Raw genomic sequence first — 22,690 nt, 5'->3', positions numbered from 1 at the left:
CTCGTTCCTCGCGGCCTGCGCGCGCTCTCCTTCCAGACCACGACGCGCCCCTTCGGCTCACTCGCCATCCCGAGGCGAGGCCGCCGAGTAATCGGGACCACGGCGCCCCTTCCGGCTCACTCGCCCCGCGACGGAACGGCCCGGTCCGAGCGGGCCCGGGCGCGCGCTCTCCTTCCGGACCATGGCGCGCCCCTTCGGCTCACTCGCCCTCCGTATCCGCGTTCCTGCGGGGCGTCGGTGTCGAGGCGGCGCATCAGAGCCCAGTACCCGGCGGCGGACACGGTGCCGAGGACGGCACACACCGCCCACAGCCACTCAGCGCCGAACCGGTCGATGATCTGGCCGGCCATGAGGGGCGCGACGAGGGTGGCGACGGACCAGGTCATGTTGTGGACGCCCTGGTAGCGCCCGCGTCCGTGGACCGGGGAGAGCCGGACGACGAGACCGGCCTGGGTGGGGGCGCTGATCATCTCGCCGAGGGTCCAGACGGCGACGGTCAGGGCGTAGAAGGCCATGGACCCCGCGAAGGCGGTGAGACCGTACCCGTACCCCGTGAGCAGGGCGGAGGCGATCAGCAGCGGACGGGGGTCGCGGTGCTCGATAAAGCGGGTGACGGGGATCTGGAGGGCCACGATCAGGACCCCGTTGAAGGCCATGACCAGGCCGAACTGCGACGAGGACAGACCGGCGTCGCCCATGGCGAGGGGCAGTCCTACATAGCCCTGGGTGAAGATCAGCGCGAGCAGGAACCAGAGCCCGACGAGGCTCATGAAGCGGCCGTCGCGGGCGACGGTCCACATACTCACCGAGACCTCGGGCCCTTCGGCGGCGTCCGGTCCCGCCGCGCGCTCCGGCCGGGACTCCGGCAGCTTGACGAAGACGATGATCGCGCAGGCCAGGGTCATCACGGCCTCGCCGATGAAGCCGATGAGATAGCTGTACTCGGCGATGAAACCGGCGGCGGTCGCGGAGACGGCGAAACCGAGGTTGATGGCCCAGTAATTGAGGGAGTAGGCGCGGACCCGGTCCTCGGGGGGCACGATGTCGGCCATCATCGCCTGGACGGCGGGCCGGGACGCGGTGGTGGCCACGCCGACGACCGCGGCGACGGCCGCGATGGCGGCCGGATGCTGGACGAAGCCGAGCACCCCGACCGAGACGGCCGACGCGACCTGGGTGACCAGCAGGGTCGGCCGCCTGCCGAGCCGGTCGGCCATGATCCCGCCGCCGATCGCGCCGACGACGCCGCCGAATCCGTAGAGGGAGACGACGAGCCCGGCGAAGGACGCGGAGTACCCCTGGTCGGCGGTGAGATAGAGCACCAGGAAGGTAGCGACGAACCCGCCGAGCCGGTTCACCAGGGTGCTGGTCCACAGCCACCAGAACTGCGGGGGCATCCCCGCCACGCTCTCCCGTACGGCGCGCCGTACCCCGGCCATGCCCATGCGTCCCCCCGTCACCCAAGCCTGATGTAAGTGTCTCTACCTAGCTCCGCACATTACACAGGCTGCCGTGGGGTGACCAGACATTTGACGGCCGTCGTCAACCGTCCCGGCGCTGGGTCGGGGAAGGGTTCCATTAGGCTCGTACGCATGGCCGACGCACCGTACAAGCTGATCCTCCTCCGCCACGGCGAGAGCGACTGGAACGCGAAGAACCTGTTCACCGGCTGGGTGGACGTCAATCTCACCGAGAAGGGCGAGAAGGAGGCGGTACGCGGCGGTGAGCTGCTGAAGGACGCCGGGCTGCTCCCCGACGTGCTCCACACGTCCCTCCAGAAGCGGGCGATCCGCACCGCCCAGCTCGCCCTGGAGTCCGCGGACCGGCACTGGATCCCGGTCCACCGCTCCTGGCGCCTCAACGAGCGCCACTACGGCGCCCTTCAGGGCAAGGACAAGGCGCAGACCCTCGCCGAGTTCGGTGAGGAGCAGTTCATGCTCTGGCGCCGCTCGTACGACACCCCGCCGCCCCCCATCGAGGACGGCTCCGAGTACTCCCAGAGCGACGACCCCCGCTACGCGGACATCCCCCCGGAGCTCCGCCCCCGCACCGAGTGCCTCAAGGACGTCGGCGTCCGGATGCTGCCGTACTGGTACGACGGCATCGTCCCCGACCTCCTCGCGGGCCGCACGGTCCTGGTCGCCGCCCACGGCAACTCCCTGCGCGCCCTGGTCAAGCACCTGGACGGCGTCTCCGACGAGGCCATCGCGGGCCTGAACATCCCCACCGGCATCCCCCTCTCCTACGAGCTGGACGCCGACTTCAAGCCCCTGACCCCGGGCGGCACGTACCTCGACCCGGACGCGGCAGCGGCGGCAATCGAGGCCGTGAAGAACCAGGGCAAGAAGAAGTAAGCAGTATCGACTCAAGCCCTCTGCCTGCGCTTTCCCCGCGGGCAGGGGGCTTGGTGTTGTGCCGGGGCCAACGGACTCCGCCCCGTGGCCTCCCCTTCAGAAGGGCTTCCACTCCCTACGGCTGCCGCCGACGCGAAGGGAGTCGGTACGGCGGGCGAACTCCAACGCAGCCCCGGCGTTCGTATACACCTGGTGGCCGATCCACAACGTCATCTTCAGCTCCCGCAGATCGGCAAGCACCGGATAGCCCGGCCAGTTCAACAGGTCGAACCCGTAGTGGTGGACGAACGACTCGTACTCCGCGCGGGTGTGCCAGCCGAAGCGCTCGTAGTAGAGGGCAGTGGAGACGAGGTCCCACTCCCGCTGCCCCGACGAGAACCCATCGAGGTCGATCAGGACCGGACGGCCCTCGTGGCCCAGGAGCGCGTTGCCAACGTTCGCGTCACCGTGGATCACGCCGACGTCGAGGACCCAGTCGAGGCGGTCGTACTCCTTCTGTATCCGCTCCGCTTGCTTGTTGAGAAACGGGACGTCGTCACCAGGCAAGTCGCCGAGGGCACGGAGGCTGGACCACACATCGCGAAAGGGGTCGTAGGACGGCAGCCCGAGCGCCCCGGGCACCTCCAGCCGGTGGAGCCGTCGCAGCAGGTCCGCCAGTTCGGGCAGTGCCGCGTACTCCTCATCGTCCTGGGCGCTCACCCAGAACGTGACCACCCGGCGGTCCACGACCAGTGGCTGCTCAACGTCGGCGGGTACCCGGGCAGCCGGAAACGCCTCGTCCTCCAGCCATCGGGCCACCCGGACCGCGCGGGTCATGTCCGCGAATGCTTCGAGGTCGCGAGCGATCCGCACGATCACGGGCTCCCCGACCAGCCGGTACACGGCGTTGGAGCCCAGCCGGATCAGCTCGGCGCCCGCCGAACGAAGCCCTGCCCTCCGGCACGCCCGCACCAGCACCGCACCCGCCGTATCGGGCGAGAACCCGTCCCCGACCACCGCGCCCGAAGTCATACTCCGACGCTACAGCCCACTACGCAGAGGCCCCGAGCTGCGCGCTCGCGCGGATCACGGATCACGGATCAGAAGGGCCGCGGGATCCCGTGCGCTTCGAGTGCGTCGGCATAGCGCTGGAGCTTCGCGCCCAGCTCGTCCAGGAGCAGGGCCGCCGCCTCCTGAGCCTCGGTCAAGTCGCCCGCGGCGCAGAGTTCGACCAGCTCGGCCACATCCGACTGGAGCGTGCTGAGAGTGTCCCCCTGGATCAGTACCCCGGGAAACCGCCGCCCCGGAAGGCGAACCACCGCGTCGTTGCCCCCGTCGGTGAACAGTTCGGCTTCCACGGTTTTCATCGGTGCCTCTTCTCGGTCTCATGGGGCCATGCCGACAGGCTGACGGGCGCCAGGCGGTGGCTAGGTTGTGATCATGGATGAACAGGCAATCACCATCAAGCTCACGCGCGATCAGGCGTTCGTACTGTCGGACTGGCTCTATCAAGTGATGTTCCGCTCCGACGCCTTGGAGGAGATCGTGCCGGATCGTGCGGTCTGGTCGCCGATCCACGCGATCTCGGGGACGCTGGACAAGTCGTTGAGCGAGATCTTCCAACCGGACTACACCGTGCGCCTCGAAGCGGCGAAGGAACGTCTCTGCGCGGATATGTACGGGGATGACGAAGAAGATTGAGGGACGTGTTCCCGAAGGGACGAGCGTTCTTATCGGCGTACCGGCGCCGTGGCCCCGCGCGCCCGGTCGAAGGACCACAACGTGACCGCGACCAGGAGCGCGACGCCCAGTGCGTAGACCGGGAGCCAGCGGGTCGTCGTGCGGGAGAGGCAGTCCGCCACCGCTTGGTGGCTTGCCGTCTGTTGGGCGAAGGACAGGGCCGACGGGTCGCGCGAGGCCTCCGTGGCGAGGGCCGCCTTGGTGCGGAGGGACTCGTAGGTGCCCAGGGACGGGCAGTCGGCGCGGGTGGCCGGCATGGGGAAGAGCCAGGGCCGGCGTTGCAGAGCGGGGGCCAGGGCGATGGAGGTGATCAGGCCGATGACCGTGGCGTAGGCCGCCAGGTTGCGGAAGTAGGCGGGGGCGGGGGGCGGGGTCCACACCGGGCGGGGGTAGAAGCAGAGGATCAGGGTCAGCAGGGTCAGGCCGATGTAGGTGGAGAACCACTCCCAGGAGCCCTGGGCGAAGACCGCCGCCAGGACCGCGCCGAGGGCGATGCCGATGATGCCCGGCTCTCCGGGGGACGCCGGTCGGCTGAGGTGGGCCGTGGAACCTCAGGATCCGGGTGTGGAGTGGTGGGGTTCGGAGCCATGCCGTGGCGGGGTGGAAACCTCCTTCGGTCGGCGGGGGCGGGGGCGTAAAGCCGTGGTCATGAGGGTGACGGCGTCGGTACGGTCGGGTGCCGACCACCGACCCGGAGCGCGATCGCCATGACGGACACACGACCCACCACGACCCTCTGGCGGCCCACCGGGCCCGAGGAACTGGAGCTGGTGCGGGAGCTGGAGTGGCGGGCGTGGCCGGCGCGGTTGGCGGAGCAGCCGATCTTCTATCCCGTCCTCAACGAGGAGTACGCGATCATGATCGCGCGGGACTGGAACGTCAAGCACTCCGGCTCCGGGTTCGTCACCCGGTTCGAGGTCGACTCGGAGTTCCTGCGCCGGTATCCCGTACAGCAGGCTGGTGGGCGGACCATCCTCGAACTGTGGGTGCCCGCGGAGGAGCTGGACGAGTTCAACGCGCACATCGTGGGGCGGATCGAGGTCGTGCACGAGTTCCACCGGGACGCCGGTGCCGCCGAGGCCGTCGAGGCCGCCGACGAGGTCAGTCCCCCGTCGGGGGCTCGCCCGTCAGGCGGGTGAAGGCGGCCAGGTTGCGCGTCGACTCGCCGCGCGAGACACGCCAGGCGTACTCCTTGCGGATCGCGCTCGCGTAACCCAGCTCCAGCAGGGTGTTGAACGCGCCGTCCGACGCTTCGAGCACCGAGCCCAGCAGGCGGTCGAGTTCGTCGGGGGTGACGACGGAGAGCGGGAGGCGGCCGGTGAGGTAGATGTCGCCGAGCCGGTCGATCGCGTACGACACCCCGTACAGCTTGAGGTTCCGCTCCAGCAGCCAGCGGTGGACGGCGCCGTCGTTCTCGTCGGGGTGGCGGATGACGAAGGCGTTGACGGAGAGGGCGTGCTCGCCGATCCGGAGCGCGACGTTCGTGGCCAGTTTCCGGCTGCCGGGGAGGGTGACCACGTACGAGCCGGGCTCCGGGCTCTCCCACTCCAGGTCCGCGTCGCGCAGGGTCCGTTCGAGGACCTCGGCGGGGGACTCGCGTACACCGTCGTCAGCCATGGTGCGAGCGTACCCGGCGGCGATGTTCCTGCATGGCGGCGGTGTAGACGTCCGCCGTGGCGGCCGCCGCCGCGTCCCAGCCGAAGGATTCCGCGTGCCGGGCCGCCGCCGCGCCCATCCGGTCGGCGAGCGCCGGGTCGTCCAGCAGCCGCCGGAGCGCGTCGGCGTAGTGGGCCGGGTCGTGGCCGTCGACGAGGATGCCGGTCACACCGTCCCGGACGGCGACGGGCAGCCCGCCGACCGCCGCCGCGATCACGGGTGTGCCGGTCGCCTGCGCCTCGACGGCGACCAGCCCGAAGGACTCGCTGTACGAGGGCATCACCAGCACGCTCGCGGCATGGAACCACTCCGCGAGCAGGTCCTGGCCGACCGGGGGCCGGAAATGCACGACATCGGTGGTGCCCAGCCGGGCGGCCAGCTTCTGGAGTCCCTCGGGTTTGGCGAGGCCGCTGCCGCTGGGGCCGCCGACGACGGGGACGTACAGCCGGGAACGGAGGGACGGGTCCCGTTCCAGCAGGAGGGCGACGGCGCGCAGCAGGACATCGGGGGCCTTGAGGGGCTGTATCCGGCCGGCGAAGAGGGGGACGAAGGCGTCCCGGGGGATGCCGAGCCGGTCCCGGGCCCGGTCGCGGGCGGTGACCGGGGCGGTGGGGTCGGGGTCGGGGCGGAAGCGTTCGAGGTTCACCCCGGGGTGGACCACGGCGACCTTCGCCGGATCGGCGTCGTAGAACCGGACCAGTTCGGCCGCCTCCTCCGCCGTGTTCGCGATCAGCCGGTCCGCGGCGTTCACGATCTGCGTCTCGCCGATGACGCGGGAGGACGGTTCGGGCGTGTCGCCGTCGGCCAGCGCCGCGTTCTTGACCTTGGCCATGGTGTGCATGGCATGGACCAGGGGGACGCCCCAGCGGTCGGCGGCGAGCCAGCCGACATGGCCGGAGAGCCAGTAGTGGGAGTGGACGAGGTCGTAGTGGCCGGGGCGGTGGCGGGCCCAGGCACGCATCACACCGTGGGTGAAGGCACAGAGCTGGCCCGGCAGGTCCTCCTTGGCCAGACCCTCGTACGGACCGGCGTCGACGTGCCGGACGAGCACCCCGGGAGCCAGTTCGACCGTGTCCGGCAGACCGCCGGCGGTCGAGCGGGTGAAGATCTCCACCTCGATGTTGATCGCGGCGAGCCGCTTGGCCAGCTCGACGATGTAGACGTTCATCCCGCCGGCGTCTCCCGTGCCGGGCTGGTGGAGGGGGGACGTGTGGACGCTGAGCATCGCGATACGGCGCGGCTTGCGGTGCACCCCGGGGAATCTGAGCCGCGGGGCCAGACCGGTGGAGATGCGGGAGACGTACTGACTCACGCGGGTCCCTCCTCGTTCCGGGCATGGCGAATCGGCGGGCAGCTCTTGGACTTCCGCCACCGCACAACAGCGGAGGGGTCCCTTCCATTTCCTTTCGCCCAGCACTTTGCCAAATCGTGACCGAGTGAGTACGGGGGGTGGGGTCCGCCGGGCGCAGGGGGGAGCGTCGCCGCGCCCCGGCATACCCTCGACGCATGACCTCCCGCCCCGTCGGCACCGCCACCCGCGGGACGACCAATCCGAACCGCCTGCGCCGGATGGACCGCTGGATCGCGGCCGTCCACGGGCGGGCGCTGCGGGCGAGCGACCGGCCGCTCGCCGTCGACCTCGGATACGGCGCCGCCCCCTGGACCACCCTCGAACTGGCCCGGCGGCTGCGCGCCGAGGCCGATCCCCGGTGCGAGGTCGTCGGGATCGAGATCGACCCGGAGCGGGTCGCGGCGGCGAGGCCGTACGAGGAGGCGGGGCTGGCCTTCCGGTACGGGGGCTTCGAGCTGCCGGTCGACGTACCGCCGACGCTCATCCGGGCGGCGAACGTCCTGCGGCAGTACGAGGAGGGGGAGGTCGCGGCCGTGTGGGCGCGGCTGTGCGGGCGGCTGGCGCCGGACGGGCTGCTGGTCGAGGGGACGTGCGACGAGATCGGGCGGCGGCATGTGTGGGTGGCGCTGGGGTCGGAAGGGCCGCGTACGGTCACCTTCGCGACCCGGCTCGGGTCCCTCGACCGCCCCTCCGACCTGGCGGAACGGCTGCCGAAGGCGCTGATCCACCGCAATGTGCCGGGCGAGCCGGTGCATGCCTTTCTGCGGGACTTCGACCGGGCGTGGGCGGCGGCGGCGCCGTACGCGTCGCTCGGCGCGCGGCAGCGCTGGATCTCGGCGGTGGGGGCGCTGGCGGGCGACTGGCCGCTGCGGGACGACCGGCGGCGGTGGCGGCAGGGGGAGGTCACGGTGGCGTGGGAGGCGCTGGCGCCCCGGACCGGGCACTGACGCGGGGGCGCGGGGCAGGGCAGCTCGGGCCGGGGGCGCGCGGGGGCGCGGGGCAGGTTTCACGGGGTTTCGGTCACTCGTTCGAATGACGTGCGGGGTGGAGCGGGAACCGTGGCGGCGGGCCGGGCGTAGTGAAGGTGTCGGGGACTTCGGCGGGCAGGATTTCGCGGCGCTCGCGGGGTGGCGGCCTCTGTCGATTTCGGCAGGGGCGTGGCACCATCGCCGCAGCGCCGAGAGGTTACTGACGGTAAATCAGATCGATGTGGTTGGTGTGGTTGGTGTGGCCGGCGCGGCTCTCGCACGCGCCGCAGGAGCAAGCAGGAGGGGGAATCGTGACGCGACGACTCTGGGCCGCCGCGGCGGTCGTTCTGGTGAGCGCGCTGACGCTCTCGGCGACCTCGGCCGCCACGGCCGTCGCGGCGCCGGGTGAGCCGACTCCTCCCGTCGCGCCGAGAAGCCCCGGCACGTCGGGTGCCGTGGGGCTGGGGGCCGGAGCCGGGACCGGGACAGATGGCAAGAGCCTGGAGCAGATCCGGGTCGAGATAGAGGGCCTCTATCACCAGGCCGTGTCCGCGACCGACGCTTACAACCTGGCCGAGGAGCGCGTCGAGCAGCAGTCCGCGGAGATCGTACGGCTCGCGAAGGAGGCCGCGCGGGCCCAGGAGCGCATCGTGGCCCTGCAGGACGCGGCGGGCGCGGCGGCCCGTGCGCAGTACCGGACGGGTGGGCTGCCGCGCGAGGCCCGGTTCCTGCTGGCCGACGACCCCCGGACCTTCCTCGACAACGGGAACCGGCTGCTCCAGGGCCAGAAGGCCACCAAGGACCTGCTGGGCGATCTGAAGCAGGCGCGGTCCGAGCTGGGCGCCTACGCGACGAACGCGAGCGCGCAGTGGAAGCGGCTGGAGACCGAGCGGGTGCGGATGGCGGACGCGAAGAAGCGGGTCGCCGCGAAGATCGCCGAGGCGAAGAAGATCGAGGACCGGCTGGAGAAGGAGGAGAAGGCCCGGCTGCTGCTCCTCGAGAAGGAGGCCGCCGACCGGGCCCAGGACGCCTGGATCAGGTCCGGCGCGCTGAAGCAGGTCGAGGGGACGATCAGTGTCGAGGGCACCGCGGCCGTGAAGTTCGCCCTGGCCCAGGTGGGGCTGCCGTACGAATGGGGCGCCGAGGGCCCGAAGTCGTACGACTGCTCGGGGCTGACGTCGAAGGCGTGGGCGGCGGCCGGGGTGAACATACCGAGGACGTCGCAGGAGCAGTGGCGGCAGCTCAAGAGGATCGGTACCGGGGAGATGCGCCCGGGCGACCTGATCATCTACCACGACGACGCGAGCCATGTCGGGATGTACATAGGCGACGGCAAGATAGTCCACGCCCCGCGCCCCGGCCGTACGGTCACCGTCACGGGCGCCGGAGCCAACAAGATCCTGGGCGTGGTCCGGCCGGGGGCGTAGAAGAGGCAGGAGACGGCGGGTACGGAGCCGCCGGGGGCACGGGGGCGCTCGGAGTACGGGGCGCCCGGAGCGCCGGTGCCCGTACGGGCCGGGGTGGGCGCCGCGCGGGCGGTGCCGGTGGGGGCTCGTGGGGCTCGTCACCCCGGCGGAGCCGCCCTCCGGGGTGGTGGGCGGGGTATCGCGTGATGTATCTCATGAGGGCGGGGCCAAGTCTCCGTACCGGGCGGGAAGATGGCCCCCGCCCTCCCGGATACGGCATTCCGCCGCACCGCGCGCTACCGCTATGGTCCCCGTCGGCGGGTCGTCGTTCGTCGGCCCGCCGCGCCCTCGGGGGAGGGAAAGGAAACCGGACCCATGCCCGTACCCGTACCGCGACAGCGGAACGCCTCCGTCACGGAGACCGGCGCGCCCGTGTCGGCGCGGCCGCCCGCCGGTGGTGATCCGAACGGCACCGGAGCCACCGGAGGCCCCGCCGACGTCCACGCCGTCGACGCCGTGGACACCCCCGGTGCCATCGGCGCCGCCGAGCCGAGTCAGCTCACGCTCCTCGTCATCGAGGACGACCCGACGGGGACGTTCACCGCTCCCGAGCTGACCGAGCCCGGCGGGGGCACGGCCACCCGGGTGCGGATCCGGACCGCCCGGAATCTGACCGAGGCGGAGCGGCTGCTCACGGACGACGTCCACTGCGTCCTGCTCGACCTCGCCCTCACCGGCGGCGGTGGCGGTAGCGGGGCCGGTGGCGGCGGCACCGGCGGCAGCGGTACGGCCGCCGAGGACGGGCTCGGCCCCCTCCGGCACGTCCTGCGGCTCGCGCCGCGCCATGCCGTCCTCGCCCTCACCACGTCGGGAGACGGCGAGCGCGCGGCCGCCGCGGTCCGGCTGGGGGCGCAGGACCACCTCTTCCGGGACGAGCTGGACGGCCGGCTGCTGAGCCGTACCGTGCGGTACGCCGTCGAGCGCAAGCGCGCCGACACCGCGCAGATGAAGCTCGCCGAGTCCCGGCTGCGGGCCCAGGAGAACGCCCGGCTGGAGCGCGGCCTGCTGCCCACTCCCCTGCTGGACGGCTCCGAGCTGCGGTTCGCGTCGCGCTATCGGCCCGGCCGTTCCCGCGCGCTGCTCGGCGGGGACTTCTACGACACCGTCCGCACCCCGGACGGCACGGTCCACGCGATGATCGGCGACGTCTGCGGCCACGGCCCGGACGAGGCGGCGCTCGGGGTGGAGCTGCGGATAGCCTGGCGGGCCCTGACCTTCGCGGGGCTCTGCGGGGACGAGCTGCTCTCCACCCTCCAGCGGGTGCTGGAGCACGAGCGGGAGAGCGACGAGATCTTCGCGACGCTCTGCACGATCGATATCGCGCCGGACGGCCGGCGGGCCGGGCTGTGCCTGGCGGGCCATCCGTCGCCACTGGTCGTTCGGGGCGGCCGGGCGGCCCAGCTGCTGCCGCCCGAGGACGGCGGACCGGCGCTCGGGCTGCTGCCGCGGGCCCGCTGGCCGCGCCACCAGATCACCCTGGGCGGCGCCTGGTCGCTGCTGCTGTACACGGACGGGCTGATCGAGGGACGGACCGGCCCGGGTCAGCGGACCAGGCTGGGCCAGGAGGGCCTCCAGGCGATGATCACACGGCAGCTCGCCGAGGGGCACGACGGTGAGGCGCTGCTGGAATCGGCGGTCGCGGAGGCGCGGGAGCTGAACGGCGGCGAGCTGACGGACGACCTGGCGGTCCTGCTGCTGAGCCGCGGCTGAGCGGGGGCGAAAGCGGGAGGAGCCACGGGAGAAGCGGCGGCGGGAACGCCCGACGGCTCCGTACAGAGCCTCAAGGGGCCGTACGGAGCCGTTCTCGGTCGAGGGCGGAGCCGGGCGGGGGGCTATCGGCCGCCGTTGTAGGGGCCGTACGGGCCGTCGCTGCTGGAGCCGCCGCCGCGCCGTCCGCCGCCCGTGACCTGCTTGGTCGCGGGCCGGACGTCCACGAAGAAGACGATCGTGGCGATCAGTCCGATCAGCTTCAGGAAGAGCATGCCCGGGAGCAGGACGTTCACCAGCACCGTGACGCCCAGGAGGATCAGCCAGAACGGCTTGGTCTGCTTGTCGGTGGCGCGGTACGCGTCCTCACGGGTGAAGGCGGCCATCGCCAGGGCGACCACGGCCGTGCCCAGGAAGGCCCAATAGAGGACTGTCCACAGGGTCAGATCGAAGTTCGCGCGCAGCATGTGTGGCACCGCCTAGGGGGTCGATGATGTAGTGCCCTCTCCAGTAACCGTACCCGGCGGGGACGGAGAACGGACCGGACGCCTCAAGGGTGCCCGGTCCGTGCTCGCGTACACCCGTACGGGTCACTCGGCGGGCGGCGGGGTCTTCTTCGAGGCCGTCCTGCGGGCGGCGGGAGCCCGGCGCGGAGCCGGGGTCTTCTTCGTGGCGCCCTTGGGCTGCGCGGCCTTCCCGGCCCCGGTGCCGGGCTCGGCCTTGGCGGGGCGGGGGCGCGGGCGGGCGGCGGTCTTCGTCCCCGTCGCGGTCCCGGCGGCCGCTCCGGCCCTGGGCTGCCGCTTCGGCGCGGGCGCGGGCTCCGGCTCGACGGCGACCGCGATATCGGTGATCTCCTCGGCGGCCTCGCCGCGCCAGGTCCGTACGGTCTGCTCGCCGTGCTCGGCGACGCGCTCGTACGTCTCCCGGGCCTTGACGGCGTACTCGGCGGCGACGCCGACTCCGCGCAGGGCCAGGTCCTGGGCGGTCTCGCCGAGCTTCTTCAGCTCCTCGTCCAGGCTGCCGATACCGCCGCCGATGACCTCGGTCACCTTCGCCGACACGGTGGCCTGGGCGTCCTTGGCCTGGCCCGTGACCCGCTCCTGGACGGCCTTCGGGTCGGTGTTGCGCAGCTCGTTGAGATCGTTGCGGATCCCCTCGATACGCTCCGGCGCCTCCGCGGCGAGCTGCTCCAGCAGGGCGGGCACCTTCCGGGCCTGCTGGACGGCGAGATCGGCGGTGCCGGCGGCGAAGTAGAGGGGGGTGGGGTCGCTGAGGTTCTTGCGCAGTTCGCGCAGGTCATCGGTGATGGCCATGGGGTGGTCCTCCCGGAACGCAGGGGCTGACGATTCAGGCGGCCGGGTCGGAGCCCGGAGGCGTGTCGGCGGCGCGTCCACCGCGCCGCCCGCCCCGGCGGCTCCCGTCCGCTTCGGCTTCGGCGGGCTTAGCCAGCGGGTCCCGGGGTCTCCCGGTCTCCGGCTGGTCCGGTACGACGTCCGCGCCCGTCGAGGCGTCCGTCGCTGCGGGGTCGGCGGCATCGGGACCGTCCGTGACCTCGAACCCGTTCTCCTTGCGGAAGGACTCGTAGATCTGGAGCAGAACGGCCTTCTGCCGCTCGTTTATGGAGGGGTCGGCGATGATGACCGCCCGCGTCTCCAGCTCGTCCCGGTCCCGCTCGTCGAGGATCCCGGCCCGCACGTACAGCGTCTCGGCGGAGATCCGCAGCGCCTTGGCGACCTGCTGGAGCACCTCCGCGCTCGGCTTGCGCAGCCCGCGCTCGATCTGGCTCAGATACGGATTCGACACCCCGGCGGCATCGGCGAGCTGCCGCAGCGACAGCTGCGCGCTGCGCCGCTGCTCGCGGAGGTACTCGCCGAGATTGCCGACGTTGAGTGATGCCATGCCTCGATCGTGCCCGCCCTTGCTAACTATTGCAAGCAGATGCTTGCAATAGTGCGCCACGCAACACTGAGACTTTGCAGGCCAACTGGCCAGTTTCACGCCACTTGGCCTGTGTGTTCAGGGTTTCTGGCCGAGGTTTCAAGCTTCGTGGCCGGCGCGGCGGGCCGCGTGGGAGGTTTCAGCCGGCTGGAGGCCGCTCGGACCGGCTGTCGGGGCAACGGGGGTTGAGGAACATCGGAACGAAAACCGGCGCTAAGCCCTCCGCGCTCTCCGGAGCCCGTTGACCTGCGGTTCCGTGGTGGTCGAACCTTCGGCAGTCGTGTTGATCAACTGCCTGGAGGTCCGGGGTGCCGGTCGAGTTTCCGACGGCTCGGCCGACTGCGGGCCGCCCGCCCGGCGGCCCTCCGCTTTGCCGGGCCCCGCCCGCACCCCGGGCGGCAGCGGCGCGAGGTCCCGGGACACCCTTCCGCCCCGGCTGTGATTCACGTCACTGCCGGCGGCTCGGTGCAGCACTCGGCCCCGTTTCGCCGTCATGGGGGCAGTGATCGGGACGGGACGAGGAGAGGAGGTCGGCGGGTGAGGTTTCGCAGGAGCGGTCCGGGCATCGGATTCACGGAGTTCGTCGCACAGCGGTCGGGAGCGTTGTTCCGCACCGCGTATGCGCTGACCGGTGACGTGCATGTGGCCGAGGATCTGGTGCAGGAGGCGCTGGAGCGGGCGTGCCGACAGTGGCGGAAGGTCGCGGTGGCGGACTCGCCGGAGGCGTATGTGCGCAAAGTGCTGGTCAACCTGGCCAACGACCGCTGGCGGCGGCTGTCGCGCCGGGGCGAGCGCCCCGGGCTGTCGGGGGTGCCCGAGACGGCCGACCCCCGGGACCGGTTCGGGCAGGTGGATCTGCGCGCGGAACTGATCGAGGCACTGCTCGGGCTGCCGATGGGCATGCGCAGCGTGGTGGTCCTGTACTACCTGCACGATCTGGACGCCCGGCAGGTCGCCGACGTCCTGGACATCTCTTCGAGTGCGGTGAGGTCCCAGCTCGCCCGCGGCCTGGCCAAGCTGCGCGATTCCGTATCGGGCGCCCAGGCGCCGCACACGCCGTCGACCGCTTTCGGAGGTACGAAGTGAGGAACACGTCGTCCGGACCGGCCCCGTTCGAGCCGGGCCTCGAAGCCGAGCTGCGTGCCGCGGTGGCCTCCTTCGCCGACGGGCCGACGGCGCCGGTCGTCGACGCGGCCGCGATCGAGCGAGCCGTCAGCCGCAGCCGCACCCGCCGGGCGCTCCTCGGCACCGCTGCGGCGTGCTGCGTGCTGGCGGGCGCCACGGTGGGGTTCTTCGCGCTGAAGCCCGTGCCGCCCGCGCCCGGCGCCTCCCCGTCCCTGTCCCCACCGGCGAACGGGGCGTGCACCCCGCTCGCCACCGGCACCCCCAAGAGCGGAAGCGCCGATGCGACTCCGGCACAGGAGCAGGAGCAGACCACGGGAGCGGGCATCGCGCTGCCGGACCTGGCCGGCATGCCGGTCGAACAGGCCGGAAGCCTGCTGCGCGGACTCGGACTGAGCTGCACGATCATGCGGCACACGGACTGGAACGCTCCCGCCGGGCAGGTGATCAGCAGTCAGCCCCGGGGCGGCGCGAAACCGGTGGCACCGGGCTCTTCCGTCCTCCTGCTGGTCTCGACGGGCAAACCCGGCGGAACCTGAGCGACCGGGCCCTTCGGCCCGCGCACCGGCCGAGTGACCCAGGGGCCGGTGCCGGGCAGTCCGTCGACCGCGGCGCACCGGCTGGACGCCCGCCCCTCCGGGCCGTCTTGCCGGGTCCGGGGCGGCGGTGGGTGACGAACACCGGCCCGCGGATGCGGCCCTTGAGCAGGCGCGGCAGCAGCCGGGCGGTACCGGCGTCCCAGAACACCGTCTCCAGCACGTAGTCGGCGCGAACCGTGCCGCGCCGCGGCGCCGTCCGCCGACCGGAACCGGATCCGCATCGGCTGCGAGAGAACGTCCCGGATCCCGCCGGCGAAGTCGAGCGCCAGCAAGAAGCGCTGTTCCTCAAGGCTCTCGAAGCCGTGCAACCGCCCCGTACTCACCATCGAGTGCAGACCCGGACGGTGCCGCTGCCGGGGACGCCGGCTGAAGGAACGGACCGGCTGAGCCCCGAAGAGCGGCACCGATGCCACATCCCGTACCGCGCACACGACCTCCGACCCGGCAACCGGTAGGCCACCGTCCACTTGCGAGCCCACCCGGCACCAAGCCACAGCTGCCCCGCCGCGGCATCTACGGGACGGGGACGGGACGGGTAACGGGACGGGTAATGGTTGGCTCTCGGACCGGCGCGGCCCCTAGCATGCGCGCCATGGCAAAGGCACCCGTTCTCACCCCGCAGGCGGAGGATTTCCCCCGCTGGTACCAGGATCTGATCAACAAGGCCGAGCTGGCCGACAATGGTCCTGTGCGCGGCACGATGGTCATCCGGCCGTACGGCTACGGCCTGTGGGAGCGGATGCAGTCCGAGATGGACGCCCGCATCAAGGAGACGGGCACCCAGAACGCGTACTTCCCTTTGCTGATCCCGCAGTCGTATCTCACCCGTGAGGCCGACCACGTCGAGGGCTTCGCCCCGGAGCTCGCGGTCGTCACCCATGGTGGCGGCAAGGAGCTGGAGGAGCCGGCGGTCGTCCGCCCCACCTCCGAGATGATCATCAATGAGTACTTCTCGAAGTGGGTGCAGAGCTACCGCGACCTGCCCCTGCTGATCAACCAGTGGGCGAACGTGGTCCGCTGGGAACTCCGGCCGCGCCTGTTCCTTCGTACGACGGAATTCCTGTGGCAGGAGGGCCACACCGCGCACGCCACCCGCGAGGACGCCCGCGACTTCGCCGCGCACATCCATCGCAAGGTGTACGAGGACTTCATGGTGAACGTCCTGGCGATGGACGTCGTCCCCGGCCGCAAGACCGTCAAGGAACGGTTCGCGGGCGCCGTCAACACGCTCACGCTCGAAGGCATGATGGGCGATGGCAAGGCCCTGCAGATGGCCACCAGCCACGAGTTGGGCCAGAACTTCGCCAAGGCCTTCAACACCTCGTACCTCTCGAAGGACGGCAAGCAGGAACTGGTCTGGCAGACCTCCTGGGGCTCCACCACCCGCATGATCGGCGCCCTGGTGATGATGCACGGCGACGACAACGGCCTGCGGGTCCCGCCGCGCCTCGCGCATGTCCAGGTCGTCGTCATGGCGGTCAAGGGCGACGAGGCCGTGGCCGAGGTCCGCGAGCTGGGCGCCCGGCTCAAAGCCGAAGGCATCCGCGTACAGGTCGACGACCGCGTCGACACCCCCTTCGGCCGCCGCGCCGTCGACTGGGAACTCAAGGGTGTACCCGTACGCATCGAGATCGGCCCCCGTGACGTGGAGGCCGGCACCGTGATGCTGGTCCGTCGCATCCCCGGCGGGAAGACCCCGGTGCGGCTCGACGCGCTCGCCGACCTGCTGCCCAAGGTGCTGGACGAGGACCAGGCACAGCTGCTGCGCGAGTCCCGCGAGCGCCGTGAGACCCGTACCTCGGACGTCTCGACCATCGAGGAGGCCGCCGAAGCGGCGGCCACAGGCTGGGCGCGGATCCCGTGGGCAGATCTCGGCCCGGACGGCGAGGAGATCCTCGCCGAGCAGGGCGTATCCGTGCGCTGCCTGGTCGCCGAGGACGGATCGGTACCGGCGGCTGACGATGCCCCGGGCACGGTGGCTGTGGTGGCGCGCTCGTACTGAGACGCCGCGTTCGGCAGGCCGGCCCCGGCGCCGACAAGCCCACAGACCTATGAGGTGCGGGGGCTGACAGCCGGTGCCGGCGCCGGAACCGTGTGAGCGGCTACGAGTTCCCCGAGCGTCACCCGGGCCATCGCCGAGTCGCAGGCCTCTTGAACCTCTGATCTTGCTCCGAAGATCGTGATGTTGGAGGCTGAGGCATGCAGAATCCGACGACCTTCATTCTTGTTCATGGGGCCTTCGCGAATTCGTTCTCGTTCGCCCCACTGCAGGCCGAACTCGCCCTGCTCGGGCAGCGCTCGGCCGCGGTCGACCTTCCGGGGCACGGATTCGAGGCGACCTTTCCCGCGGCCTACCAGGCTCCCCAGGATCTCGACGCCCTCGCCGCGGAACCGGGGAGCATCAAGGGGGTCACGCTCGCCGACAACGCCGCCCGCGTGATCGACGTCCTCGAACGGGCCGGGCGGAACGGGCCCACCGTCCTCGTCGCCCACAGCAGGGGCGGCATCACGGCCACCGCCGTCGCCAACGCCCGGCCCGAGCTGATCGACCGGATCGTTTACGTCTCCGCCTGGTGCCCCGTCGATCTGGACGTGAGCGACTACTACGCTCAGCCGGAGATGGCGGACATCGACCCGGGGGCCTTCGCCGCCACGCTCGTCGGGAACCCGGCTGAACTCGGTCTGCTCCGGACCAACTTCCGCACCGCCGACCCGGCGGCGCTCGGCGCGTTCAAGCGAGCGGTCGCCGCAGACCTCACCGATGACGAGTTCCGGACCTTCCTGAACACCTTCCAGCCCGATGAGAACCTCGACGTCGGTACGTCCGCCGACCGGGCACAGGCTATGACCTGGGGCCGGGTTCCCAAGACCTATGTGCGCCTGGCCGACGATGCCTGCATTCCGCCCGCCGTGCAGGACCGCATGATTCGCGAAGCCGACGCGCTCACACCCGACAACCCCTTCGACGTCCGGACGCTCGAGGGGGGTCATCTGCGCTGGCTCGTCCACCCGAAGACCGCCGCCGAACTGCTCGTCGACCTCGCGGCGCGCTGACACACCCCCGGTCGTCCGGGACAGGGCCAGGGCAGTCACACCGAGTGCCGCGATGTCCCCGAGATGTGCCGAACCCGTACCGGAACGTCATCACTCCCGCCCCTCGCGGCCCGTACGGCACTAGCGTCGAGCGCATGATCGTATGGCTCAACGGAACGCACGGCGCGGGCAAGACGACGACCAGTGCACTCGTCCAGCGGCTGTTGCCGGACTCACGGGTGTTCGACGCCGAGAAGGTCGGCGAGGCGCTGATGGATATCGCTCCGGGATTGCCGGAGACGGACAACTTCCAGCACTGGCCGCCGTGGCGACCGCTCGTCGTCGAGACCGCGCGGCGCGTGCTCGACTACACCGGCGGGACTCTGGTGATGCCGATGACCGTCCTGGTCGAGGAGTACTGGCGCGAGATCAGCTCGGGTCTCGCCCGGTACGGCGTTCCGGTACGGCACTTCGTGCTCCACGCCGACCAGGAGGTCCTTCGCGCGCGGATCGCGGGCGACACCGTCGTCGGCCCCGACTCCCCGTTCCGGATCCGTTATCTGGAGCCCTACGCCGAGGCGGCGCGTACCTGGCTGCACGCCGAGGCCGAAGTCGTCGACACCACCCGGCTCACCCCCGCCGAGGCCGCACGGCGGATCGCGGAGGCGGTCAAGGGATGACCGGGAAGGTGGTCACGGACGGCAGACTGACCGGATGATCCCCACCACCGATGCCGCGGCCGATCTCCTCTTCTATCTCCGGTCCGCCCGCGAGGCCCTGCTGTGGAAGCTCGAAGGGCTCTCGGAGTACGACGTCCGCCGGCCCATGACACCGACCGGGACCAATCTGCTGGGTCTGGTGAAACACGCGGCCACCGTGGAACTGGGCTATCTCGGGGACACCTTCGGGCGGCCGTCCGGGGAGCCGCTGCCGTGGGTCGCGGAGGGCGCCGAGGCCAATGCCGACATGTGGGCGACCGCCGACGAGTCGCGGGCGTTCGTCGTGGGGCTCTACCGCCGGGCGTGGGCACACGCGGACGCGACGATCGGGGCGCTCGACCTCGACACCGTCGGGCGGGTGCCGTGGTGGCCCGCCGGCCGCGACGAGGTGACGTTGCGGCACGCCGTGGTGCGGGTGATCGCCGATACGCAGCGGCACGCCGGACACGCCGACATCCTCCGGGAGCTGATCGACGGAGCCGTCGGGATGAGCGAGAACAACGTGGGGCTGCCGGACGGGGACGGCGCGTGGTGGGAGCGGCACCGCGGGCGGTTGGAGCGGGTGGCCCGGGAGGCATAGCGGTACGGAGCCGTTCGCCCTGGTCCCGCGTATGAACCGGTTCGAAACCCGATGTCGCGGAATATCCGCACCCTGCTAATGTCGCGCTGCTCGCGCAGGGGTGATCGGCGGTTCCACAGCCCCCCTGCGCCGGTTGCCCTGGGGAGGGACTTCTTCGTGATTCGTCCGCCGAACAAGCGGGCCACGCGCCGTCAGCGCGCGCTCGGCCGTATCGCTCTCACCGTCACGCTCGCCGTGACCGCCGGAATCGGCACGACCACCGCGGGGACGGCTGTCGCCGACACCCCGGGCACGTCCGCCGATTCCGTCACCATCAGTCCGGGCGCGCGCTTCGTGCCGCGCGCCACCATCGTCCTGAACGCCGGTGAGACGGGTTTCCTCACCGCCCAGGAGGGTGACGACCGGCTCCGCTGGATCGACTACGCGACCGGGGCGACGACCGTTCTCGACCACCGGCTGCCGGAGCCGCTGGCGTACCAGGTGGACACGTTCCGCTTCGACAAGTACCCGCGGGACTTCGGCCACGGCTCCGACACCGTCGCCGTCTACAAGGAGTCCCCGACACCGCATGTCGCGCTCCAGCAGCGGTCCGGGGGCGGGGCGACGACCACGGTCCCGATCCCCGAGGGGCAGACGTATGTCGCGACCTACGGCGACACCGTCATCACCCGGACCGGGACCGAGCAGGCCGTCACGGACCTGCATCTGCTGGATCTGGAGAACGGTCGGGTACGGGACCGGAAGCTGACGGGGCTGCCGGAGGGCTGGAACCTCACCGTCGGTGAGGGCGACGCGCGGTCCTTCGCCGTCCGCGGCATCAAGTGGGAAGGGACGACGATGTCCCAGGGGTGGTGGGTCGTCGACCTCGCCACCGGGAGCCTGAGGACGCTCTCCACCGGGGGCGAGAGCGTCTCCTTCGACCGGGACACGATCTTCCACCACTACGGCGGCGAGACCGGTTTCGCCGCCCATGTGTACCGCCGGGACGATCTGAACGCGGAACCGGCCACGGTCGACCTGCGGGGTGTGAACGGGGGCCATGTCCGGCCGTTCGCCGGCGGTTTCGTCACCGTCGACACGCCCAACCCGGGGAACAACGAGTACCGGGGCAACGAGCTCGTGCTGCACGACACCGTCGGGAACTCCCGGACCCTGCTGGCCGTCGCCTCCACCTCCGTACACCGCACGCCCGACGGCTCCCTCCTCGTGACGGGCGCGGAGGAGAAGCCGTGGGAAGGCACCCTCGACTGGGGGTACTACCTCTTCGGCACCGCCCCGGACGGCACGGTCACCCGCAAGCGCCTGGCCGATATCGAGGACCGGGAGGCGAAGCCCGCGGGTATCGCCCTGGGCAGCGGCATCCTCACCACGGCCGACGACTCCCGCCTCTACAATCCGTACACCCATATCGGGGCCTATCGGAGCACCTGGCTGAAGACCTCCGGCCGTCCGGAGGAGTTGAGGTCGACCGTCGACAACCTCACGTCCGGCCGGGACGCCGACTGCGGCAGCAGCGACGGCGTGTACTGCGTGACCATGTTCGCGAGCGGCGACGGGCAGCACGGCCGCAAGGCCGCCACCGAGCGGGACGTCACGGTGCTCCACCGGAACGGCGTCGCCTCGTGGGGGCCGCGCGTCACATCCGGGCTCGGCAGCCCCGACCTGGTCGACCTCTCCGGCCGGTACGGCATCGTGAACCAGGGGTGGGGCGGTCAGCAGGCGGTCCTCCACTTCAAGGACGCCGACACCGGGAGCGCCCTCCGGAAGCGGGAGCCCGTCGCGTCTTCCGTCTGGGGCAACACCCTGTGGAGCGCCCTCGGCCGGTGGGAGCACGCCGGGACGGGTGTGTCGACCAAGGTGGCGGCGGAGAACCTGGCGACGGGTGCCGCGGGTGAGACCTTCGACGCGGGCTGTGTCCCCGATGAACTCCAGGCCGTGGGCCGCTGGGTGTACTTCCGGTGCGTCAGCTCCTACCCCTTCAAGGGCGCCGGGGTCTACGACACCCAGACCAAGCGGACCCTGAAGCTCGGGCGCGACGAGACGCTCCTCGGCGACGGCTACCTGGTGCGCCGTACGGACGCGGCCGGTCTGACCCTCGTCGATCTGCACGGCGGAATCCCCGCCGGCGGCAATGAGGCGGACCTGCCGCAGCGCGTGGTCGCCACCGCCGCCCAGCTCGGCGACCGTACCGTGCGCCGCTCCGGCTGGACCGTCGACCGGTTCGGCGGACACATCGCCTATACAGGCACGGACCGCCGGGTACGGGTCGTCCCGTCGGGCGTCCCCGCCTCCCGGGTCTCCGTCATCGACTCCGACGTCCCGGCCGGCACCGACACCCGGACCGGACTCTGGAAGCCGCGGTGGTGGCTGTCGAAGCCGGGGGCCTCGTGGTCGCTGGCGCTGAAGCACAAGGCGACCGGGAAGGTCGTCGAGACCCTGACCGGCGGCGACGCCCGCGGTCTGGTCACGGCGTCGTGGGCCGGGCAGGACGCGGACGGGAAGCTCGCACCCAACGGGGCCTACTCCTGGACCCTGACCGTGAAGCCGGCCGACGGGCAGGGGGCCGACCTCTCCGTCACCGGGGCCCTGACGGTGAGCGGCGGCGCCGTCGTATGGCGGGACGTCAGCGGGGACGACGGATACGGTGATCTGCTGGTGACGGACTCCGCCGGGGCCGTGTCGATGTACCGGGGGAACGGTACGGGCGGGCTCTCCGCCCGGGTCCCCGGGACCGGCACCGGAACCGGCGCCAACTTCCCCGCGGACGCCGTACTCGTGCCCGCCGGCGATGTCGACAGGGACCTGTGCGGGGACGTACTCGCCCGGGTCGGGGACCAGCTGCGGGCGTACCGGCCCGGCTGCGGCAAGATCGTCAACGCGGCGTCGCCGTATACGGTCATCGGGTCCGGCTGGGCCCAGTACGACCGGTTGACCTCGTCCGGCGATGTGAACGGGGACGGGTTCACCGACCTCGTCGCCCGCCAGAAGACCACCGGCGACATGTACTTCTACGCGGGTACGGCCGACCACCGGGTGAAGCCGCGGGTCCGGATCGGCACGAACTGGAAGCTGTACCAGCGGATCGCCGGAGCCGGGGACCTGAACGGGGACGGCCGCGGGGATCTGCTCGGGATCGACTCCGCCGGTGTGCTGTGGCGCTACGACGGGACCGCCACCGGCGGTGTGTCCGCGCGGGTGCGGGTCGGCGGCGGCTGGAACGTCTACTCCGCCGTCGTCGGGACCGGCGACCTGTCCGGTGACGGGCGCCCCGAACTGCTGGCCCGGGACACCACCGGCAAGCTGTGGCGGTACTCCGCCACCGGGGCCGGTACGTACGGCGCCCGGGTGCTGATCGGGACCGGCGGCTGGAACGCGTTCAAGGGCCTCTACTGACGCCTGCGCCAGCCCGGGTAAAGGGTCCGGTGCCGTAGTTGGGGGGGGGGGCGGACCCCACGACCCCCACCGACAAGATAAAAAA

21 protein-coding genes and 2 pseudogenes are annotated in these 22,690 nt (G+C 71.4%); 13 read left to right on the top strand and 10 right to left on the bottom strand.

What is annotated here, in order from left to right:
* Positions 1 to 116: 116 nt before the first annotated feature.
* Entirely contained in the window at positions 117 to 1,445 is a 1,329-nt protein-coding gene (locus tag ACFXG1_RS02820) for an MDR family MFS transporter (RefSeq protein WP_384708835.1), read from the bottom strand.
* Between the two features lie 147 nt (positions 1,446 to 1,592).
* Here ACFXG1_RS02820 and ACFXG1_RS02815 point away from each other — a divergent pair, with 147 nt between their 5' ends.
* Positions 1,593 to 2,354 carry a phosphoglyceromutase gene (locus tag ACFXG1_RS02815; RefSeq protein WP_384708780.1) on the top strand — a complete coding sequence of 254 codons (762 nt, stop codon included), beginning with the start codon at positions 1,593 to 1,595 and terminating at the stop codon, positions 2,352 to 2,354.
* A 96-nt stretch (positions 2,355 to 2,450) separates the two neighbouring features.
* Here the strand turns inward: ACFXG1_RS02815 and ACFXG1_RS02810 are convergent, their stop codons facing one another.
* Together ACFXG1_RS02810 and ACFXG1_RS02805 are read right to left on the bottom strand one after the other, a co-directional pair.
* Positions 2,451 to 3,365, bottom strand: a complete 915-nt coding sequence (locus ACFXG1_RS02810) for a phosphotransferase family protein (RefSeq protein ID WP_384708783.1) — start codon at positions 3,363 to 3,365, stop codon at positions 2,451 to 2,453.
* 68 nt (positions 3,366 to 3,433) lie between these two features.
* Positions 3,434 to 3,700, bottom strand: a complete 267-nt coding sequence (locus ACFXG1_RS02805) for a DUF6959 family protein (RefSeq protein WP_384708786.1) — start codon at positions 3,698 to 3,700, stop codon at positions 3,434 to 3,436.
* A gap of 73 nt (positions 3,701 to 3,773) precedes the next feature.
* Between ACFXG1_RS02805 and ACFXG1_RS02800 the strand changes: the two genes are divergently transcribed.
* Positions 3,774 to 4,034, top strand: coding sequence for a hypothetical protein (locus tag ACFXG1_RS02800; protein ID WP_384708789.1), 261 nt, complete (start codon positions 3,774 to 3,776; stop codon positions 4,032 to 4,034).
* Between the two features lie 29 nt (positions 4,035 to 4,063).
* Here the strand turns inward: ACFXG1_RS02800 and ACFXG1_RS02795 are convergent, their stop codons facing one another.
* On the bottom strand, positions 4,064 to 4,453 hold the full coding sequence (locus ACFXG1_RS02795) for a hypothetical protein (RefSeq protein ID WP_384708792.1): 390 nt from the start codon (positions 4,451 to 4,453) through the stop codon (positions 4,064 to 4,066).
* Positions 4,454 to 4,780: 327 nt separating this feature from the next.
* Between ACFXG1_RS02795 and ACFXG1_RS02790 the strand changes: the two are divergent.
* A pseudogene (locus ACFXG1_RS02790) lies at positions 4,781 to 5,128 on the top strand (hypothetical protein); the annotation flags it as partial.
* Between the two features lie 46 nt (positions 5,129 to 5,174).
* Here the strand turns inward: ACFXG1_RS02790 and ACFXG1_RS02785 are convergent.
* Together ACFXG1_RS02785 and mshA are read right to left on the bottom strand one after the other, a co-directional pair.
* Positions 5,175 to 5,690 (bottom strand): YbjN domain-containing protein, encoded by a 516-nt coding sequence (locus ACFXG1_RS02785; RefSeq protein ID WP_384708795.1) that lies wholly within the window; start codon positions 5,688 to 5,690, stop codon positions 5,175 to 5,177.
* Positions 5,683 to 7,041, bottom strand: a complete 1,359-nt coding sequence (mshA, locus tag ACFXG1_RS02780) for a D-inositol-3-phosphate glycosyltransferase (protein ID WP_384708798.1) — start codon at positions 7,039 to 7,041, stop codon at positions 5,683 to 5,685. Before mshA ends, ACFXG1_RS02785 begins: the two co-directional genes overlap by 8 nt.
* 194 nt (positions 7,042 to 7,235) lie before the next feature.
* Here mshA and ACFXG1_RS02775 point away from each other — a divergent pair, with 194 nt between their 5' ends.
* The 3 genes from ACFXG1_RS02775 (at position 7,236) to ACFXG1_RS02765 (ending at position 11,224) form a co-directional block, all read left to right on the top strand.
* Positions 7,236 to 8,027, top strand: coding sequence for a class I SAM-dependent methyltransferase (locus ACFXG1_RS02775; protein WP_384708801.1), 792 nt, complete (start codon positions 7,236 to 7,238; stop codon positions 8,025 to 8,027).
* A 332-nt stretch (positions 8,028 to 8,359) separates the two neighbouring features.
* Positions 8,360 to 9,475 (top strand): NlpC/P60 family protein, encoded by a 1,116-nt coding sequence (locus ACFXG1_RS02770; protein WP_384708804.1) that lies wholly within the window; start codon positions 8,360 to 8,362, stop codon positions 9,473 to 9,475.
* Between the two features lie 354 nt (positions 9,476 to 9,829).
* A complete protein-coding gene (locus ACFXG1_RS02765) occupies positions 9,830 to 11,224 on the top strand; it encodes a PP2C family protein-serine/threonine phosphatase (RefSeq protein ID WP_384708807.1) in 1,395 nt (464 codons plus the stop codon).
* 122 nt (positions 11,225 to 11,346) lie between these two features.
* On the opposite strand, the gene ACFXG1_RS02760 is transcribed toward ACFXG1_RS02765, so the two are convergent.
* The 3 genes from ACFXG1_RS02760 to ACFXG1_RS02750 all read right to left on the bottom strand — a co-directional run bounded on the left by ACFXG1_RS02760 (position 11,347) and on the right by ACFXG1_RS02750 (position 13,120).
* Entirely contained in the window at positions 11,347 to 11,688 is a 342-nt protein-coding gene (locus ACFXG1_RS02760; protein WP_384708810.1) for a DUF2516 family protein, read from the bottom strand.
* Positions 11,689 to 11,811: 123 nt separating this feature from the next.
* Positions 11,812 to 12,534 (bottom strand): hypothetical protein, encoded by a 723-nt coding sequence (locus ACFXG1_RS02755; protein WP_384708813.1) that lies wholly within the window; start codon positions 12,532 to 12,534, stop codon positions 11,812 to 11,814.
* A 34-nt stretch (positions 12,535 to 12,568) separates the two neighbouring features.
* Positions 12,569 to 13,120, bottom strand: a complete 552-nt coding sequence (locus tag ACFXG1_RS02750; protein ID WP_384708816.1) for a helix-turn-helix domain-containing protein — start codon at positions 13,118 to 13,120, stop codon at positions 12,569 to 12,571.
* Positions 13,121 to 13,723: 603 nt separating this feature from the next.
* Here ACFXG1_RS02750 and ACFXG1_RS02745 point away from each other — a divergent pair.
* Both ACFXG1_RS02745 and ACFXG1_RS02740 read left to right on the top strand, forming a co-directional pair.
* The gene (locus tag ACFXG1_RS02745) at positions 13,724 to 14,245 is read left to right on the top strand and encodes a SigE family RNA polymerase sigma factor (protein ID WP_384708839.1); all 522 of its coding nucleotides are present in this window, start codon (positions 13,724 to 13,726) and stop codon (positions 14,243 to 14,245) included.
* Positions 14,242 to 14,820, top strand: coding sequence for a PASTA domain-containing protein (locus tag ACFXG1_RS02740; protein WP_384708819.1), 579 nt, complete (start codon positions 14,242 to 14,244; stop codon positions 14,818 to 14,820). The genes ACFXG1_RS02745 and ACFXG1_RS02740 overlap by 4 nt, the downstream gene beginning before the upstream one ends.
* Positions 14,821 to 14,926: 106 nt before the next feature.
* Here ACFXG1_RS02740 and ACFXG1_RS02735 read toward each other — a convergent pair.
* Positions 14,927 to 15,082: pseudogene (locus tag ACFXG1_RS02735) on the bottom strand (site-specific integrase); the annotation flags it as partial.
* 390 nt (positions 15,083 to 15,472) lie between these two features.
* Between ACFXG1_RS02735 and proS the strand changes: the two are divergent.
* The 5 genes from proS to ACFXG1_RS02710 all read left to right on the top strand — a co-directional run bounded on the left by proS (position 15,473) and on the right by ACFXG1_RS02710 (position 22,605).
* Positions 15,473 to 16,882 (top strand): proline--tRNA ligase, encoded by a 1,410-nt coding sequence (gene proS, locus ACFXG1_RS02730; protein WP_384708822.1) that lies wholly within the window; start codon positions 15,473 to 15,475, stop codon positions 16,880 to 16,882.
* Positions 16,883 to 17,079: 197 nt separating this feature from the next.
* Positions 17,080 to 17,934, top strand: a complete 855-nt coding sequence (locus tag ACFXG1_RS02725) for an alpha/beta fold hydrolase (RefSeq protein WP_384708824.1) — start codon at positions 17,080 to 17,082, stop codon at positions 17,932 to 17,934.
* A 134-nt stretch (positions 17,935 to 18,068) separates the two neighbouring features.
* On the top strand, positions 18,069 to 18,593 hold the full coding sequence (locus ACFXG1_RS02720) for an AAA family ATPase (RefSeq protein WP_384708827.1): 525 nt from the start codon (positions 18,069 to 18,071) through the stop codon (positions 18,591 to 18,593).
* Positions 18,594 to 18,627: 34 nt separating this feature from the next.
* Positions 18,628 to 19,212, top strand: coding sequence for a DinB family protein (locus ACFXG1_RS02715; protein WP_384708829.1), 585 nt, complete (start codon positions 18,628 to 18,630; stop codon positions 19,210 to 19,212).
* 156 nt (positions 19,213 to 19,368) lie between these two features.
* A complete protein-coding gene (locus ACFXG1_RS02710; protein ID WP_384708832.1) occupies positions 19,369 to 22,605 on the top strand; it encodes an FG-GAP-like repeat-containing protein in 3,237 nt (1,078 codons plus the stop codon).
* Positions 22,606 to 22,690: the final 85 nt, after the last annotated feature.

The sequence above is a fragment of the Streptomyces sp. NPDC059248 genome, assembly GCF_042753905.1.
GTDB lineage: Bacteria > Actinomycetota > Actinomycetes > Streptomycetales > Streptomycetaceae > Streptomyces.
The sequence above is the reverse complement of the archived record's forward strand: the minus strand, read 5'-3'. Positions and strand labels throughout refer to the sequence as shown.

Bases quoted from the DNA above. Each gene is read 5' to 3' on its own strand.
- ACFXG1_RS02820 (WP_384708835.1), bottom strand. From the start codon at position 1,445: ATGGGCATGGCCGGGGTACGGCGCGCCGTACGGGAGAGCGTGGCGGGG.
- ACFXG1_RS02815 (WP_384708780.1), top strand. From the start codon at position 1,593: ATGGCCGACGCACCGTACAAGCTGATCCTCCTCCGCCACGGCGAGAGC.
- ACFXG1_RS02810 (WP_384708783.1), bottom strand. From the start codon at position 3,365: ATGACTTCGGGCGCGGTGGTCGGGGACGGGTTCTCGCCCGATACGGCG.
- ACFXG1_RS02805 (WP_384708786.1), bottom strand. From the start codon at position 3,700: ATGAAAACCGTGGAAGCCGAACTGTTCACCGACGGGGGCAACGACGCG.
- ACFXG1_RS02800 (WP_384708789.1), top strand. From the start codon at position 3,774: ATGGATGAACAGGCAATCACCATCAAGCTCACGCGCGATCAGGCGTTC.
- ACFXG1_RS02785 (WP_384708795.1), bottom strand. From the start codon at position 5,690: ATGGCTGACGACGGTGTACGCGAGTCCCCCGCCGAGGTCCTCGAACGG.
- ACFXG1_RS02775 (WP_384708801.1), top strand. From the start codon at position 7,236: ATGACCTCCCGCCCCGTCGGCACCGCCACCCGCGGGACGACCAATCCG.
- ACFXG1_RS02765 (WP_384708807.1), top strand. From the start codon at position 9,830: ATGCCCGTACCCGTACCGCGACAGCGGAACGCCTCCGTCACGGAGACC.
- ACFXG1_RS02760 (WP_384708810.1), bottom strand. From the start codon at position 11,688: ATGCTGCGCGCGAACTTCGATCTGACCCTGTGGACAGTCCTCTATTGG.
- ACFXG1_RS02755 (WP_384708813.1), bottom strand. From the start codon at position 12,534: ATGGCCATCACCGATGACCTGCGCGAACTGCGCAAGAACCTCAGCGAC.
- ACFXG1_RS02750 (WP_384708816.1), bottom strand. From the start codon at position 13,120: ATGGCATCACTCAACGTCGGCAATCTCGGCGAGTACCTCCGCGAGCAG.
- proS (WP_384708822.1), top strand. From the start codon at position 15,473: ATGGCAAAGGCACCCGTTCTCACCCCGCAGGCGGAGGATTTCCCCCGC.
- ACFXG1_RS02725 (WP_384708824.1), top strand. From the start codon at position 17,080: ATGCAGAATCCGACGACCTTCATTCTTGTTCATGGGGCCTTCGCGAAT.
- ACFXG1_RS02720 (WP_384708827.1), top strand. From the start codon at position 18,069: ATGATCGTATGGCTCAACGGAACGCACGGCGCGGGCAAGACGACGACC.
- ACFXG1_RS02715 (WP_384708829.1), top strand. From the start codon at position 18,628: ATGATCCCCACCACCGATGCCGCGGCCGATCTCCTCTTCTATCTCCGG.